Genomic DNA, 14,999 nt, shown 5'->3' with positions numbered 1-14,999 from the left:
CCCTCCTACGTTCTCATTCCGGGTTGTCCACCAGGCTCCGCGCCGCCCGCTCGGCGAGCGACAGCGCCTTGCGCGCGTACCCCGGGGAGGCCCCGGCCAGCCCGCAGGTCGGCGTCACCAGCACGCGACGGCCCAGCAGCTCCGGGGCGAACCCGAGCCTGCGCCACAAGGTCCTGACACCCTGGACACTACCGGCCGGGTCCGACACCGCCTGGTCAGTGGAGGGGACGACACCCGCGAGGATCACCGTGCCCTCCTCGACGGCCTCGCCCAGGTCGTCGTCCGAGCGCTCGGTCAGCAGCGAGAAGTCCAGCGAGATGCCGGCGACTCCGGCGCGGCGCAGCAGCGGGATCGGGACGTCCGGGGCGCAGCTGTGCACGACCACGGGCGCGTCCAGGCCGCGGATCAGCTCCCGCAGCACCTCCTCGGCGATCTGCCGGTCGACGGCGCGCAGCCGCTGGAAGCCGCTGGCGGTCTTCACGTTGCCCGCGAGGACGGCGGGCAGCGAGGGCTCGTCGAGCTGGAGGACCGGTTGCGCACCGGGGACGCGCTTGCGGACCTCCGCGAGGTGGCGGCGCAGTCCCTCGGTGAGCGAGCCGGCGATGTCCCGGCAGGCGCCGTGGTCGGAGAGCGCCTTCTCGCCGTGCTTGAGCTCGATGCTCGCCGCCAGGGTCCACGGGCCGACGGCCTGGACCTTGAGCGCGCCCTGGTAGCCCTGGGTGAACTCCTCCAGCGCGTCCAGGTCCTCGCCGAGCCAGGAGTGGGCGCGCCGGGTGTCCCGGCCGGGGCGGTCGGAGAAGCGCCAGCCGCTGGGCTCGGTCTGCGCGAACAGCTCGACCAACAGGCCGGCGCTGCGGCCGATCATGTCGGCGCCCGGGCCGCGCGCGGGCAGCTCGGGCAGGAACGGCAGGTGCTCCAGCGCCCCGGTGGAGGTCTTGGCAGCCTCGCGGGCGTCGGTGCCGGGCAGCGAGCCGATGCCGGTGGCGGCGCCGCGCAGGTCGGGGAAGGCGTGTGGGGTGCTCACCCGTCCGAGCCTAGTGCGCGGCGCCGCTTCCGATTCAGCGCCCCGGACGAACGCTGATGTCGGTGATCTCGGCGTCCCGGGAGGCGTCCAGGGCGGCGAGGAGCGCCTTGGCGACGGATTCGGGCTCGATCCAGCGGCCGGCGTCGTAGTCCTTGCCCTCCTGCTGGTGCACCTTGGCCTGCATCGGGGTGGCGGTGCGGCCGGGGTAGACCGAGGTGACCCGGACGCCGCCCGCGTGCTCCTCCTGGCGCAGGGCGTCGGCGAGCGCCTTGAGGCCGTGCTTGCTGGCCGCGTACGCCGACCACTCGGCGTGGGCGTTGAGGCCCGCCCCGGAGTTGACGAAGACCACGTGGCCCTTGGCCTGCCGGAGCGAGGGCAGCATCAGTCGGGTCAGCTCGGCGGGGCCGACCAGGTTGACGTTGAGCGTCTCCTGCCAGGCCTTCACCGGCAGATCGCCGACCGGCCCGAGCTCGACCACACCCGCGACGTGCAGCAGCGAGTCCAGCGTGACGGGCAGTTGCTGGTGCCCGAAGGCCCAGGACAGCTTCGCCGGGTCACCCAGGTCGCCGACCAGGGTCCTCGCCCCGGGGAAGCGCTCCCGCAGCTCGGCGGCGCGACGGGCGTCGCGCGCCAGCAGCCAGAGCTCGTCGCCCCGCTCGGCGAGCTTCTCGGTCAGGACGGCGCCGATGCCGGAACCGGCGCCGGTGATCAGATGTGCAGCCATGCCCCCGATCCTCTCAGGCCTTGAGCTGCACAAACACCTCGGCGGGCGTGTCGGCGAAGCTGATCAGCTCGGAGAGCGGCCGCGGCAGGAAGCCCTCGGCGTCCATCCGCTCCAGCTGGGTGCGCAGGCCCGAGTAGAAGCCCTCGGTGTCCAGGACGACCACCGGCTTGTCGAAGATCCCGTGCTTCTTGAGCTCCAGCACCTCGGTGACCTCGTCCATGGTCCCCAACCCGCCGACCAGCACCACGACGGCGTCCGCGCGGGCGGCCAACTCCCGCTTCCGCTCGGCCAGATCGGCGGTCATGACGAGCTCGTCGGCCCCGACGTAGCCCTTGTGCTTCAGCATCTCGACCAGCACGCCGACCAGTCGGCCGCCCGCCGCCTTCACCTCGTCGGCCAGCAGACCCATCAGCCCGGCGTTCGAGCCGCCCCACACCAGGGTGTGCCCGCCCTCCCCGAGGAGTCGGGCGAACTCGGCGGCGGGGGCGGAGTAACGGTCGTCGAGCGAGTACGCGGAGCAGAAGACGCAGATATTCATAGTGCTCATTGGTCTATCACGGCCCACCGCCCTCACTCACCCGGTTTGGCCGCCACCCGTCGTACGTACTTGCGAAGTGCGGCATCCGGACCGCGCCGTCGCTCAATCCCCAGGTCAGACGTACCGGGCCGAGCTCCGGGAAGTCCTCCGGCCGGGTGAGCGGAGCGGCGAACGCTCGATGGCGGACTCCCCCGCGGCGGACTAGTCATGTCCTTGACGCCCTGTCGGTCACCGTGCGGAAACGGTGACACGGGGCTTCCCCTGTCGGCTTCACTGAAAGGACATGCACGATATGGCTGGCATCACGATGCGTCGACGGATTCCCGCTCTTCTCGCGGCAACCGGGTTGGCCGTGCTGGTCACCGCAGGCGCGGCTCAGGCGAGCGCTCCGGTGGACCATGCGGTATCCGGCGGAGCGCCCTGCACATGGATCGCGCAGGGCACCACGGCGCCCGCTCCGGCTGCCGACCCCTCCGGGCCGGACGGGAAGGAACACTGCAAGGTCGACGTCGGCGCGAAGATCGTCGCCACCAGCCCGCAGGTCATCCCGACGAACACCACCACCAAGATCACCTTCACCCAGGCCGAGTTCGACACGGACGCGATGTTCAACTCGGCGAACTCGACCCTCGTGGTCCACACGCCCGGGCGCTACTACCTCCAGGGGAAGCTCTTCTGGGGCTTCCTCCCGAACGCCGACGCCGTCCGTGATCTCGAAATCCTGGTCAACGGCGTTCTCGTCTCCGAGACCGAAAAGGGCGCCGATAACCCCAACGACACTACCGAGGACACCTCGACGATCGTCGACCTGAAGGTCGGTGACGTGATCGAGCTCGACGCCTTCCAGACCACCGGAAGCAACGCCAACTCGGTGCTCCTCACCAATGGCGCCGGGGGCAAGGTCTTCCCGCAGCTCATGGCCGAGCGGCTCAACCCGTAACCGCCCCGCCCCGAACCGCCCCGGGGGTGCCGGGCGAGGAACCCGGCACCCCTGGGGCGTCCACGGGGAACCGGCAGGCCCTAAGGTGCTGCGCGTGCGTCACCTTGAGATATCCGACCTGATCACGGCGGTGGATCCGCACGACGGCCGACGACTCCCGGTCCGGCGCGCCGACGTGGTCCGGCAGTTGCGCGAGGGCGGTGACGAACGCGCCGCCCGGATCGTCGCCGGGCTGCCGACCGACCGTGACGGCGTGCTCGACCCCCACGCCGTGGACGGCCTGCTCATCAGCGTGCACACCGAGCTCCAGCAGCTGAGCGAGGAACTGCGCATCGGCGAACGCCTGGTCCACGTGCTCAACCCGCTCTTCACCGCGATCCGGACGACCACCGGGCAGCCCGGGCCGTACCGCCTGGTCGACATCGGGTGCGGCCTCGGCTACCTGGTCCGCTGGCTCGCCGCCACCGACGCCCTCGGCCCCGACGTCGAACTGGTCGGGGTCGATCTCAACGCCGCACTGGTCGGCGAGGCCGATCGCCTCGCCCGGGCGGAGGGACTCAACTGCCGCTTCGTGCACGGAAACGCCTTCGAACTGCCGGAGTCCGCGACCGTCTACATCTCCACCGGTGTGCTGCACCACTTCCGCGCCGAGGCCCTGGCCGAGTTCTTCCAGGCCCAGGCCGCCTCACCGGCGCTCGCCTTCTGCCACTTCGACATCGCCGCGACGCGACTCGCGCCCGTCGGTGCCTGGATCTTCCACCTCGCCCGGATGCGCCATCCGCTCGGCCGCCACGACGGCTTCGTCTCCGCGCTGCGCGCGCACAGCGACGAGGTGCTCCTGCATGCCGCCGCCGCACCCGGGATGCGCGCGCTGGTGTACGAGCCGCGCGGTTTGTCGAACCCGTTCTGCACCACACTGCGCCCGGTCATCGGAGTGCGCCCACCGTTGGAGGCGCCACTGCGCCGGGCCCTCGGTCGGGCCGCCCGCCGCCTGGTCGGCCCGGAACACCTCGCCGGGGCCACCCGATGACGCCCGCCGTACCCCTCGCGTTCCTCGGCCTGGTCGACGCGACGTGCAGCGGCTTCCGCGCCTACGCCGGCCGCGACGCGCGCATCCGCAAACACCGGGCCGCCGTCCGAGCCGCCCTGCGCGGGCTGGCCGTCGGGGCCGTCCTGCTGCTCGCCCCAGCGCTGACCGCCGCCCTTCTGCTGCTGACGGCAACCGACCGGGCCCACGCCTACGCCACCCTGGCCGGCGGCGGGACCGGATACCTGCTCCCGCTCACCCCCTACGCCGCCGCCGTGCTGCTCTCACTCGCCGCCTACTTCGCCCTGCCGTTCCGGGCCAGCACGCTCGCGATGGTCATCGGCCTCGGCCCGCTCACCCTGCTGCGCCCGCTCGCCGTCGCCGTCGCCTGCCTCGGCGCGCTCCTGGGCGGCGGCGGCGCGTCCGGCCTGCTGGTCGGCGCGGTCGCGGGCGCCGCCATGCTGTGCGTCGAACCCCTGGTGCACCGCCGCTGGTACCGCCACGTGCAGTGAGGACCCGCTCGCCGGGCGGGCCGACCACACTTGGCCGCACGCCCCGGACAACCCCGTTCCACGGCCCTGCACGAGCCCGGCCGTCCGCATCGGACGGCCGGGCCGCGAGACGATCACGCGTGTTGGAAGAGCACCTCCGGGTTCGCCGCCGACGGGCCGTCGAGCAGGGGCTGGTGGATCCCCTTCAGGGTCCGGTCGAAGAAGGCCCCGACGTACTCCCGGGTCAGCTGCATCCCGCGCTCAGGCGAGGTGGTCGTCCCCGGGGGGAGCGGCAGGCCGGCCTCGGCGGCCAGGACCGGGACGTCCGTGAAGCTGGCGTGGTTGGTGCCGGCGACGGCCAGCCAGGGCTTGTAGCCCTCCCAACCGGCCCAGGTCTGCCCCCATGACGTGTCCCCGCCGCCGGCGGCGTGGTTGCTCTCCTTCCCGAGCAGGAGGAACGCGCGTCCCTTGAGCGTGTCCGTCGGAATCGGCGGCCAGAACGTTCCGTCCATGTTCACCCCGGCCAGGATGCGCCGGTCCTCGGCCATCGCCGTCAGCGCTGACGCGCCGCCGATCGAGTGCCCGGCCATGCCGATGCGGTCGCGGTCGATGAGGTGCGCCAGGCGCCAGGCCGGGTGGTGCCCGGTCAGCCGGTCCAGGACGAACGACACGTCCTTCGCCCGGCTGTCGGGGAGGCTGTCCGGTGCGCCGCTCGCGCACAGCGTGCATCCCGGGGTGCTGCCGTCGGCGAGCGTCTCGCCGGAGTCCTCGTAGGTGTGACCGACCAGGGCCACGACGTAGCCGTGGCCGGCCAGTTCGGTCGCCAGGCCGGTCAGCGTGGCGCGGGGGTTCTCGAAGCCCGGGGAGAGGACCACCAGCGGGAACTTCCCGCCTGCGGCCTTGGCATCGGTGTAGGCGTAGGTCCTGGTGTCCGCGAGGTCCTGCGGCTGGACTCCGGTACCCGGTGGGACCCGCGTCGCCACGAAACCCTGCGCTTCGCCGAGGCTCATGTACGGAGCGGGCTCGCCGGTGTCCTGCCGAGCCGGGTAGAACATCGACACCGCCAGCTGCCGCGGCCCGGCCGAGGGTACCCAGGGGTCGGTACGGCCCTCATCGGTCAGGTGCAGCACCTCCTCACCGGCCGCGTACTGCCCGGTCGGGCGGGGCAGCTCGCCGTGGAAGGCGGCCGGGGTCGAGGCATGGGCGACGGCTGCGGACACGGTGGCGGACGGCGACGACGAGGCCATCGCGGCCCCGGCCATCGGGAGGGGCAGGGCGAGAACGAGGGCGGCGATGGCCGCGATGCGGCGGGTTCGGGTCATGGCCTTGAGGCTAGGTTCGTGGCCCGGACCGCCGAATCAGCCCTACGGATGCACTGTCCGGCCGTGGTCATCCCCGCGATTCAGGGGTGTCATCCATCCGGATGACACCCCTGGCGCGGGCGGGCCCGGACTCGCTCAGGCGTGGACCGCCGGGCGCTCGGTGGTGGCGATGGTGGCGGAGCCGATGACGCGGGTGCCGTCGTACAGCACGACCGCCTGGCCGGGGGCGATGCCGCGGGCCGGGGTGTCGAGGCGGACGTGGAGGGTGTCGTCGACCACCGAGGCGGAGACGGGCACCTCCTCGCCGTGGGCGCGGAGCTGGGCGGTGTAGCGGCCCTCGGTCAGGGGCTCGGTGCCGCACCAGCGGGGGCGGATGGCGGTCAGCGCCGTGACGTCGAGGCCCTCGACCGGGCCGACGGTGACGGTGTTGTTCACCGGCGAGATGTCCAGCACGTACCGCGGCTTGCCGTCGGCGGCCGGACGGCCGATGCGCAGGCCCTTGCGCTGGCCGATGGTGAAGCCGTAGGCGCCGTCGTGCTCGCCGAGTTTGGTGCCGTCGACGTCGAGGATGTCGCCGGTGGCGGTGCCGAGGTGCTTGGCCAGGAAACCCTGGGTGTCGCCGTCGGCGATGAAGCAGATGTCGTGGCTGTCGGGCTTCTTGGCCACGGCCAGGCCCCGGCGCTCGGCCTCCGCCCGGATCTCCTCCTTGGTGGTGTCACCGAGCGGGAAGAGCGAGTGGGCCAGCTGGTCGGCATCGAGCACGCCCAGCACGTACGACTGGTCCTTGGCGCCGTCCACCGCCCGGTGCAGCTCGCGCGAACCGTCCGGCAGGTCGACGATGCGGGCGTAGTGGCCGGTGCAGACGGCGTCGAAGCCCAGCGCGATCGCCTTGTCCAGCAGCGCGGCGAACTTGATCTTCTCGTTGCAGCGCAGGCACGGATTCGGCGTCCGCCCGGCCGCGTACTCGGCGACGAAGTCGTCGATCACGTCCTCGCGGAAGCGCTCGGCGAGGTCCCAGACGTAGAAGGGGATGCCGATCACATCGGCGGCCCGCCAGGCGTCCCGGGAGTCCTCGATGGTGCAGCAGCCGCGCGCGCCCGTACGGAAGGACTGCGGGTTCGCGGACAGCGCCAGGTGGACGCCGGTCACCTCGTGGCCCGCTTCGACGGCGCGGGCGGCGGCGACGGCGGAGTCGACTCCGCCGGACATCGCCGCGAGTACGCGCAGGCGGCCGGTGGACGGAGCGGTCGGGGCACCCGGGAAGTCAGTCATGGTGGATACAAGAGTACGGGGCCGTCGAACATGCCCGGCCCCGCACAGGACCTACCGCCGGACCGACGCCAGGCCCGCGTTCCGCGCCCGCTGGACGGCCGGGGCGAGCGCCTCGATCAGCGCCGTGACGTCCTCGCGCACCGAGGTGTGGCCGAGCGAGAACCGCAGCGAGGCGCGCGCCAGCAGTGGGTCCACGCCCATCGCCAGCAGCACGTGGCTGGGCTGCGGCACCCCGGCCGAGCAGGCCGAGCCGGTGGAGCACTCGATGCCCTGGGCGTCCAGCAGCATCAGCAGCGCGTCGCCCTCGCACCCGGGGAAGGAGAAGTGGGCGTTGGCGGGCAGTCGGCCCTCGGCGGACGGGTCGCCGTTGAGCACCGCGTCCGACACGGCGGCCAGCACCCCTGCCACCAGCTCGTCGCGCAGCGCGCCCAGGGTGACCGCGTGCTCGGCCCGGTGCTCGACGGCCCAGGCCGCGGCGGCCGCGAAGCCGGCGGAGGCGGGGGCGTCCAGGGTGCCGGAGCGCACGTCGCGCTCCTGCCCGCCGCCGTGCAGCAGCGGGACGGGCGTGGCGCCGCGGGAGAGCAGCAGCGCGCCGATGCCGAACGGGCCGCCGATCTTGTGCCCGGTGACGGTGAGCGCGGTGAGCCCCGACTCGGCGAAGGAGATCGGGACCTGACCGAGCGCCTGCACCGCGTCGGCGTGCATCGGGATGCCGTACTCGGCGGCCACCGCGGCGAGTTCGCGCACCGGCTGGACGGTGCCGACCTCGTTGTTGGCCCACATCACGGTGACCAGCGCGACCGAGGCCGGATCCCGCTCGATCACCGCGCGCAGGGCCTCGGGGTGCACCCGGCCCAGCGGGTCGACCGGCAGGTACTCGACGTCGGCGCCCTCGTGCTCGGAGAGCCAGTGCACCGCGTCCAGCACCGCATGGTGCTCGACCGGGCTGCACAGCACCCGGGTGCGGGCCGGATCGGTGTCCCGGCGGGCCCAGTACAGGCCCTTGACGGCCAGGTTGTCGGACTCGGTGCCGCCGCCGGTGAGCACGATCTCACTCGGGCGGGCACCCAGCGACTCGGCCAGCGATTCGCGGGCCTCCTCGACCACCCGGCGGGCCCGGCGGCCGGCCGCGTGCAGGGACGAGGCGTTGCCGACCACCCCCAGGTGCGCCGACATCGCGGCGATCGCCTCGGGCAGCATCGGCGTGGTCGCCGCATGGTCCAGGTATGGCATAACCATCCGATTGTAGAGGGCGCCCCGGTGCCGTGATCCAGGCCTGCGCACCGATCCGGCCACCGGAGGGCGTGTCGGCCGAACCGCGGTGTCCAGGACTGGTTTGTACCACTGCGCCGCCCAGCGGTTAGCCTGACGGACACTTCGCAAGCGAGTTCCAGGGGGCGTCATGTCGCAGTCGGTCGACCGCGCACTGACCCTGCTCGGCTCGCTCGGCGACGGACCGCTCTCACTGGAGCAGGCCGCGAGCAGCCTCGGGGTGCACAAGTCCACCGCGCTGCGGCTGCTGCGCACCCTGGAGGAGCACGGTTTCGTCCGGCGCCAGCCCGACCGGCGCTACCGGATCGGCGGCCGGGTGCTCTCGCTGGCCCACCGCGCGCTGGAGGACTTCGACGTCCGGCAGGTGGCCGCGCCCTACCTGGCCGCGCTCAACGCGCGCTGCGGCTACACCGTCCAACTGGCCGTGCTGCACGACGGCGAGGTGCTCTACCTGGACGAGGTGGCCGGGCCCTGGGCGGCCCGCCCGCCCCGGATCGGACGCCGGGCACCGGTCACCGGGACGGCGGTCGGCCGGGTGCTGCTCGCCGGGCTGCCGGAGGACGGCGCCCGCGAGGAGGAGCTGCCGCCCGAGCTGGCGGCGGTGCGCCTGCGCGGCTGGGCGGCCGAATCGGCCGAGCACCGGGAGCCGGTGACCTGCGTGGCCGCGCCGGTCGCGGGCAGCGGCGGCCGGACGGTCGCGGCCTGCGCGCTGAGCGCCCCGGCTAGCCGGGTACCGCCCGCCGAACTGGCCCGGATGCTGCCGGAGTTGCTCTGCACGGCCGAGGCGATCTCGCTCGCGTACGGCGGCTCGCCTACTCCTCGCTGGTGCGAGAACCGTTGCGGTGCCAGGCCCGCGGGGCGCGCCAGCCGTACTTCAGGGCGAGCATCCGCAGCCCGAAGGCGGTGAGCGCGGCGGCGGTGCCGGTGACTCCGGTGAGCCGGTTCGCGCCGATCAGCACGGCCACCAGGGCGGCGCCGACCAGGGCCGGGACGGCGTAGATCTCCCGGTCCCAGCGCAGCAGCGAGGGGATCTCCCCGGCCAGCACGTCGCGGATCACCCCACCGCCGGCCGCGGTCACCATGCCGAGCGCGATCGCCGCGACCGCGCCCAGGCCGTAGTCGTGCGCCTTGGCGGTGCCGGTGACGCAGAACAGCCCGAGGCCGAGGGCGTCCAGGGTCTGCACCGCCCGGTTGATCCGCTCGACCTCCGGGTGCAGGAAGAACACCACCAGACCGGCGGCCAGCGGGGTGAGGAAGTAGCCGAGGTTGGTGAAGGCGGCCACCGGCGTCGCGCCGATCACCAGGTCGCGCATCACCCCGCCGCCGAGGGCCGTGACCTCGGCCAGCACACAGATCCCGAAGATGTCCATGTTCTTGCGGACGGCGAGCAGCGCTCCGGAGAGCGCGAAGACGAATATGCCGACGAGGTCCAGCGACTGCTGCACGTCGGAGGGGAAGATCTGCGAACTCACCGTCCATGTGTACCCGATGAGCCCCACACACCCGGAATATGGTCACAATTCGGACAAGAATGTCTCGCGGACGGGCTTCCGCGGTGCTTCACGCACACCCGCCGGACGCGCACGACGTCGCCTCCGATCGCCCTCCTGGCGCCCGCCCCGGACCCGTGCCCGCGCGTTCCGCTAGCCTCCTGCCTGTGAAGCTCATCGAACGTGCAACCAAGCGCAGCTCGGGCGCCCCAGGAGCCGGAACCAAGGCCGCTGCCGCCTCGTCGAGGCTCGGCTGGCTCGACGCCCTGCGCGGCATAGCCGCCCTCTCGGTGGCGATCTACCACCTCGCGCTGCCGTTCTACTGGCTCCACATCGACAAGGAGCCCCGAAACCTGGGGGACCCGGGCATCTTCGGGGTCATGCTGTTCTTCCTGGTCAGCGGGTACATCATCCCGGCCTCGCTGGAGCGGCGCGGGGACGTGCGCTCGTTCTGGGCGGGCCGGTACTTCCGGATCTACCCGGTGGTGATCGCCACCGTGGTGCTGAGCCTGGTGCTCCTGCCCCGCAACCACTCGGTGATCCAGGGCTTCGCGTTCGACCACCCGCTGCTCTCGCTGGCGGGCAACGGCCTGATGTTCCAGGACCTGATGGGCGTCCCGAACGTCATCGGGGTCATGTGGACGCTCTCCTACGAGATGATCTTCTACTTCTTCGTGACGGCCCTGTTCGTCACCGGCCGGCACAAGCAGAGCGCCCCGATCGCGATGGGCTTCGGGGCCGCCGCGCTGGTGCTGGGCGCTTGGCTGCCGCTCGGCACGCTCACGGCCGGCGGTCTGCCGGCCAACCGGCACCTGGTGCTGGCCGCCGCGATCATCGTGGTCACCGCGATGGTGTGCATCTTCACCGGCAGGGCGGATCTCGCCCGTCGGGGCGGTGTGATGCTGGGTGGCCTCGGCCTGGTGCTGATCCTGCTGAACAGCCGGTCCACCGCCTTCGAGACCCTGATGATCTTCGCCACGATGTTCGCCGGCACCGTGCTGTACCGACTGGAGCACGGACAGATCGAGCGACTCCCAGCGCTCCTGTGCTGCGCCTTCGTGCTCACGGCGGGTGTCGCGTCCGGCTACATGTACAACCGCGACCAGGCCCTGTGGCGGACCTGGACCGAGACCTGGAAGTCGTTCTCCTACGCCTACCTGGCCGCCTGGGTCGTCTTCGCGATCGGCATGCTGCTGCGCCACCGCCGCTTCCCGCGCTGGCTGTCCTGGCTGGGATCGATCAGCTACTCGGTGTACCTGCTGCACAACCCGATCATCCACTTCATGAACTGGAAGCTGGAGGGCCACCCGCCCCTCACCTCCTGGCAGGACCGCAGCGTGTACTTCTTCGTCTTCATGGCCGCCCTGCTGGTGATCAGCTACCTCAGCTACCGCCTGATCGAGATCCCGTTCCAGAACCTCGGCCGCAAGGCGATCAAGGCGCTGAACCGCCGCTTCCCGGCCGACCTGGTCACGCACCAGCCGCAGCCGGCCGCCCCTGCCCGGGAGGCGGAGCCCGTCCCGACCGGCCGCAGCTGACGTAGGGGACTCACCCCCTGGCAATCGCCCGCGCTGGGCGCCACGACGAAAAGGCCGCCCGCCCCGGAACGGGGCGGGCGGCCTTTTCAAGCTCGGGGCTGTGCCTAGTCGTTCCCCTCGCCCTGCTCGGGGCTGTGCCTAATCGTTCCCCTCGCCCTGCTCGGGGAAGTGGCACGCCACCTGGTGCCCGGTCTTCAGCGCCGTCAGCGTCGGCTCCTGGGTGGCGCACACCTCCTGCGCCTTCCAGCAGCGGGTCCGGAACCGGCAGCCGCTGGGCGGGTTGATCGGCGAGGGCACGTCGCCCTTGAGCAGGATCCGCTCACGCCCGGCCCGCTGGCGCCGGCGCGGGTCCGGCACCGGAACCGCCGACATCAGGGCGTTGGTGTACGGGTGCATCGGGCTGCGGTAGAGCGAGTCCCGGTCGGCGATCTCGACGATCTTGCCGAGGTACATCACCGCCACCCGGTCCGAGACGTGCCGGACCACCGAGAGGTCGTGCGCGATGATCAGATAGGTCAGGCCGAGCTCCTGCTGCAGGTCGTCCAGCAGGTTGACCACCTGCGCCTGGATCGACACGTCCAGCGCCGAGACCGGCTCGTCCGCGATGATCATCTTCGGCTTGAGCGCGAGCGCCCGGGCGATGCCGATGCGCTGGCGCTGGCCGCCGGAGAACTCGTGCGGGTAGCGGTTGTAGTGCTCGGGGCTGAGCCCGCAGAGCTCCAGCAGGTCCTGGACGGCCTTCTTGACCCCGCCCTCGGGCTGCACGCCCTGGAGCTTGAACGGCGCGCTGACGATGGTGCCGACAGTGTGCCGCGGGTTCAGCGAGGAGTACGGGTCCTGGAAGATCATCTGGATGTCGCGGCGCATCGGCCGCATCGCGCCGACGCCCAGGTGGGTGATGTCGGTGCCCTCGAACTCGATCGTCCCGCCGGTGGGTTCGTCGAGCCGGGTGACCAACCGCCCCATGGTCGACTTGCCGCAGCCGGACTCGCCGACGACGCCCAGCGTCTCACCGGCGTTGACCGTGAAGTCGATGCCGTCGACGGCCCGCACCGCGCCGGTCTGGCGCCGCAGCAGTCCGCCGCGGATCGGGAAGTGCCGGGTCAGGCCGGTCACCTTCAGCAGCGGCTCGCGGTCGGAGGCGGGCGCGGGAGACGGGATCGCCGCCGCCTCAGTCGCCTGAGTGTCCGTCATCGGTTCTCTCCAGAAAGGTGGTACGAGGCCGGGCTCACAGCCGGGGCGCGATCTCTTCGGCGAAGATGCGGTGCCGCTCGTCGGCCGGCAGGTGGCAGGCCGCGTAGTGGCCGGGCGCGGCCTCGGTCAGCACCGGGAGCTCGCTCGTGGAGCGCCCGCCGGTCAGGGCGGCGTACGGGCAGCGCGGGTGGAAGGCGCAGCCCGAGGGCACGTTGATCAGGCTCGGCGGGGTGCCCTTGACCGGGACGAGCCGCTCCTGCAGCTCCCGGTCCAGGCGCGGCATCGATCCCAACAGGCCCCAGGTGTAGGGGTGTTCGGGCGCGTCGAAGAGGGTCTCGGCGGGGCCGCGCTCGATGCACTTGCCGCCGTACATGACCAGGATGTCGTCGGCGAGCTCGGCGACCACCCCGAGGTCGTGGGTGATGATGATGACGGCGGAGCCGAACTCCTCCTGGAGGTCACGGATGAGGTCCAGGATCTGCGCCTGGACGGTGACGTCCAGGGCGGTGGTGGGCTCGTCGGCGATCAGCAGCGAGGGGTCGTTGACCAGGGCCATGGCGATCATCGCGCGCTGGCGCATGCCGCCGGAGAACTGGTGCGGGTAGTCGTCCACCCGGCGGTCCGGCTGCGGGATGCCGACCCGGTCGAGCATCTCGATCGCGCGGGCCCGGGCCTGCTTCTTGGTGGCCTGCGGGTGGTGCACCCGGTACGCCTCGACGATCTGCGCCCCGACCGTGTAGTAGGGGTGCATCGCGGTCAGCGGGTCCTGGAAGATCATCGCCAGTTCGCGGCCGCGCAGTTGGCGCACCCGCTCCGGGCCGGCCGCGATCAGGTCCTCGCCGTTGAGGCGGATCTCGCCGCTGATCCGGGCCCGCTTGGAGCGGTGCAGGCCCATGATGCCCAGCGAGGTGACGGACTTCCCGGAGCCGGACTCGCCGACGATGCCCAGGGTGCGGCCCTTGTGCAGGTCGAAGCTGACCCCGTCCACCGAGCGGACCAGGCCGTCGTCGGTGTCGAAGTGGATCCGCAGGTCGCGGACGGAGAGGAACGGGTCGCCGGACGGGGTCTGTGCGGCGGGTTCCGTGGTCTTCTGGAGCTCGGTCACGAGAGCCTCACGCGGGGGTCGACGAGGGCGTACAGGAGGTCGACCACGAGGTTGCAGGCGACGACGAAGAAGGCGGCGAGCAGGGTGACGCCGAGGATCTTGGGCAGGTCGTTGTCGGAGATCGCCTGGACGGCGAACTGGCCGACGCCCTGGAGCGAGAAGACCTGTTCGGTGATCAGCGCACCGCCGAGCAGCAGACCGAGGTCCATGCCGAAGATGGTGACGATGGGGGTGAGCGCGGAGCGCAGCCCGTGCCTGACGACCACCTTGCGCTCGACCAGGCCCTTGGCCCGGGCGGTGCGGATGTAGTCCTCGCTCATCGTCTCCAGCATCCCGGCGCGGGTGAGCCGGGCGTAGAGCGCGGAGTAGAGGAAGGCCAGCGAGATCCACGGCAGCATCAGGTTGCGGGCCCACATCAGCGGGTCGGCGGTGAAGTCGACGTACTCCAGGTTGTCCAGGATCGGCCACTCGTAGCTGAACAGCGTGAGCAGCAGGGCGCCGGTGAAGAACACCGGCAGGGAGACGCCGGCCAGCGCGATGCCCATGGAGAGCCGGTCGAAGATCGACCGCGGTTTGAGGGCCGAGACGACGCCGGTGGCGACACCGGAGACCAGCCAGATCACGGCCGCGCCGATGGCGAGCGAGATGGTGACCGGGACCCGCTTGGTGAGCTCGGGCCAGACCTCAAGGTGGTTCTTGAAGGAGTAGCCGAAGCACGGTACGTGGCAGGTGACCGGGTCGGGGCCGAACTTGTACTCGGCGCCGCCGACCAGGCCCTTCAGGAAGTTCCAGTACTGGGTGTACAGCGGTTGGTCGAAGCCGAGGTTCTGCTTGACCGCCGCGATCGCCTCGGGCGACGGGTTCTTCCCGATGTACTGCGCGGCCAGCTGGTCGGCTGTCTCGCCGGCGATGCGCGGGAGCAGGAAGAAGATCGCGAAGGTGACCGCGCTGACCACCAGTAGCAGCACTACGGCCGCGAAGATCCTGCGGATGATGTAGGCAAACACAGTTGGGCGGCTCCGGCGGCCCGCCGCCGTCCGGGGTCTTCCGGACGGCGGCGGG

Annotated in this window: 15 protein-coding genes; 5 read left to right on the top strand and 10 right to left on the bottom strand. The window is 71.8% G+C overall.

The window, feature by feature from the left end; all coding sequences use genetic code 11:
* Nucleotides 1-13 precede the first annotated feature (13 nt).
* The 3 genes from ABZW30_RS27500 to ABZW30_RS27490 are packed head-to-tail and all read right to left on the bottom strand — an operon-like array spanning nucleotide 14 to nucleotide 2,286.
* Nucleotides 14-1,024, bottom strand: a complete 1,011-nt coding sequence (locus ABZW30_RS27500; RefSeq protein ID WP_355673884.1) for a methionine synthase — start codon at nucleotides 1,022-1,024, stop codon at nucleotides 14-16.
* A 34-nt stretch (nucleotides 1,025-1,058) separates the two neighbouring features.
* Nucleotides 1,059-1,748 (bottom strand): SDR family oxidoreductase, encoded by a 690-nt coding sequence (locus ABZW30_RS27495; RefSeq protein WP_355673883.1) that lies wholly within the window; start codon nucleotides 1,746-1,748, stop codon nucleotides 1,059-1,061.
* 13 nt (nucleotides 1,749-1,761) lie between these two features.
* Nucleotides 1,762-2,286, bottom strand: a complete 525-nt coding sequence (locus tag ABZW30_RS27490) for a TIGR00730 family Rossman fold protein (RefSeq protein WP_355673919.1) — start codon at nucleotides 2,284-2,286, stop codon at nucleotides 1,762-1,764.
* Between the two features lie 292 nt (nucleotides 2,287-2,578).
* Between ABZW30_RS27490 and ABZW30_RS27485 the strand changes: the two genes are divergently transcribed.
* From ABZW30_RS27485 to ABZW30_RS27475, 3 genes are all read left to right on the top strand, one after another.
* Nucleotides 2,579-3,226: a hypothetical protein gene (locus ABZW30_RS27485; RefSeq protein WP_355673882.1), complete on the top strand. Its 648-nt coding sequence runs from the start codon at nucleotides 2,579-2,581 to the stop codon at nucleotides 3,224-3,226.
* Nucleotides 3,227-3,320: 94 nt separating this feature from the next.
* Nucleotides 3,321-4,256 (top strand): class I SAM-dependent methyltransferase, encoded by a 936-nt coding sequence (locus tag ABZW30_RS27480; protein WP_355673881.1) that lies wholly within the window; start codon nucleotides 3,321-3,323, stop codon nucleotides 4,254-4,256.
* A complete protein-coding gene (locus ABZW30_RS27475; RefSeq protein ID WP_355673880.1) occupies nucleotides 4,253-4,765 on the top strand; it encodes a hypothetical protein in 513 nt (170 codons plus the stop codon). Before ABZW30_RS27480 ends, ABZW30_RS27475 begins: the two co-directional genes overlap by 4 nt.
* A gap of 113 nt (nucleotides 4,766-4,878) precedes the next feature.
* Here ABZW30_RS27475 and ABZW30_RS27470 read toward each other — a convergent pair whose 3' ends face one another.
* The 3 genes from ABZW30_RS27470 to ABZW30_RS27460 all read right to left on the bottom strand — a co-directional run bounded on the left by ABZW30_RS27470 (nucleotide 4,879) and on the right by ABZW30_RS27460 (nucleotide 8,571).
* Nucleotides 4,879-6,066 carry an alpha/beta hydrolase gene (locus tag ABZW30_RS27470; protein WP_355673879.1) on the bottom strand — a complete coding sequence of 396 codons (1,188 nt, stop codon included), beginning with the start codon at nucleotides 6,064-6,066 and terminating at the stop codon, nucleotides 4,879-4,881.
* A 135-nt stretch (nucleotides 6,067-6,201) separates the two neighbouring features.
* Nucleotides 6,202-7,338 carry a tRNA 2-thiouridine(34) synthase MnmA gene (gene mnmA / locus ABZW30_RS27465; protein ID WP_355673878.1) on the bottom strand — a complete coding sequence of 379 codons (1,137 nt, stop codon included), beginning with the start codon at nucleotides 7,336-7,338 and terminating at the stop codon, nucleotides 6,202-6,204.
* Nucleotides 7,339-7,389: 51 nt separating this feature from the next.
* Nucleotides 7,390-8,571, bottom strand: a complete 1,182-nt coding sequence (locus ABZW30_RS27460) for a cysteine desulfurase family protein (protein ID WP_355673877.1) — start codon at nucleotides 8,569-8,571, stop codon at nucleotides 7,390-7,392.
* A 169-nt stretch (nucleotides 8,572-8,740) separates the two neighbouring features.
* Between ABZW30_RS27460 and ABZW30_RS27455 the strand changes: the two genes are divergently transcribed.
* Nucleotides 8,741-9,517 carry an IclR family transcriptional regulator gene (locus ABZW30_RS27455; protein ID WP_355673876.1) on the top strand — a complete coding sequence of 259 codons (777 nt, stop codon included), beginning with the start codon at nucleotides 8,741-8,743 and terminating at the stop codon, nucleotides 9,515-9,517.
* Here ABZW30_RS27455 and ABZW30_RS27450 read toward each other — a convergent pair.
* On the bottom strand, nucleotides 9,423-10,082 hold the full coding sequence (locus tag ABZW30_RS27450; protein WP_355673875.1) for a trimeric intracellular cation channel family protein: 660 nt from the start codon (nucleotides 10,080-10,082) through the stop codon (nucleotides 9,423-9,425). The two genes, ABZW30_RS27455 and ABZW30_RS27450, sit on opposite strands and share 95 nt — an antisense overlap.
* A 185-nt stretch (nucleotides 10,083-10,267) precedes the next feature.
* On the opposite strand from ABZW30_RS27450, the gene ABZW30_RS27445 reads away from it, so the two are divergent.
* Complete coding sequence (locus ABZW30_RS27445; protein WP_355673874.1) at nucleotides 10,268-11,638, top strand: acyltransferase; 1,371 nt, start codon at nucleotides 10,268-10,270, stop codon at nucleotides 11,636-11,638.
* Nucleotides 11,639-11,776: 138 nt separating this feature from the next.
* Here the strand turns inward: ABZW30_RS27445 and ABZW30_RS27440 are convergent, their stop codons facing one another.
* From ABZW30_RS27440 to ABZW30_RS27430, 3 genes are read right to left on the bottom strand one after another with little or no spacing between them, the layout of a single operon-like run.
* Nucleotides 11,777-12,832, bottom strand: coding sequence for a dipeptide ABC transporter ATP-binding protein (locus ABZW30_RS27440; protein ID WP_355673873.1), 1,056 nt, complete (start codon nucleotides 12,830-12,832; stop codon nucleotides 11,777-11,779).
* 34 nt (nucleotides 12,833-12,866) lie between these two features.
* Entirely contained in the window at nucleotides 12,867-13,937 is a 1,071-nt protein-coding gene (locus ABZW30_RS27435) for an ABC transporter ATP-binding protein (RefSeq protein WP_355673872.1), read from the bottom strand.
* Complete coding sequence (locus ABZW30_RS27430; RefSeq protein ID WP_355673871.1) at nucleotides 13,934-14,944, bottom strand: ABC transporter permease; 1,011 nt, start codon at nucleotides 14,942-14,944, stop codon at nucleotides 13,934-13,936. Before ABZW30_RS27430 ends, ABZW30_RS27435 begins: the two co-directional genes overlap by 4 nt.
* Nucleotides 14,945-14,999: the final 55 nt, after the last annotated feature.

It is taken from the genome of Kitasatospora sp. NPDC004669 (genome assembly GCF_040609455.1).
In the GTDB taxonomy this organism is placed as follows: domain Bacteria; phylum Actinomycetota; class Actinomycetes; order Streptomycetales; family Streptomycetaceae; genus Kitasatospora.
The sequence above is the reverse complement of the archived record's forward strand: the minus strand, read 5'-3'. Positions and strand labels throughout refer to the sequence as shown.

Excerpts from the sequence above, each read along its gene's own strand:
- ABZW30_RS27495 (WP_355673883.1), bottom strand. The coding sequence starts at position 1,748 with ATGGCTGCACATCTGATCACCGGCGCCGGTTCCGGCATCGGCGCCGTC.
- ABZW30_RS27490 (WP_355673919.1), bottom strand. The coding sequence starts at position 2,286 with ATGAATATCTGCGTCTTCTGCTCCGCGTACTCGCTCGACGACCGTTAC.
- ABZW30_RS27485 (WP_355673882.1), top strand. The coding sequence starts at position 2,579 with ATGGCTGGCATCACGATGCGTCGACGGATTCCCGCTCTTCTCGCGGCA.
- ABZW30_RS27475 (WP_355673880.1), top strand. The coding sequence starts at position 4,253 with ATGACGCCCGCCGTACCCCTCGCGTTCCTCGGCCTGGTCGACGCGACG.
- ABZW30_RS27470 (WP_355673879.1), bottom strand. The coding sequence starts at position 6,066 with ATGACCCGAACCCGCCGCATCGCGGCCATCGCCGCCCTCGTTCTCGCC.
- mnmA (WP_355673878.1), bottom strand. The coding sequence starts at position 7,338 with ATGACTGACTTCCCGGGTGCCCCGACCGCTCCGTCCACCGGCCGCCTG.
- ABZW30_RS27460 (WP_355673877.1), bottom strand. The coding sequence starts at position 8,571 with ATGCCATACCTGGACCATGCGGCGACCACGCCGATGCTGCCCGAGGCG.
- ABZW30_RS27455 (WP_355673876.1), top strand. The coding sequence starts at position 8,741 with ATGTCGCAGTCGGTCGACCGCGCACTGACCCTGCTCGGCTCGCTCGGC.
- ABZW30_RS27440 (WP_355673873.1), bottom strand. The coding sequence starts at position 12,832 with ATGACGGACACTCAGGCGACTGAGGCGGCGGCGATCCCGTCTCCCGCG.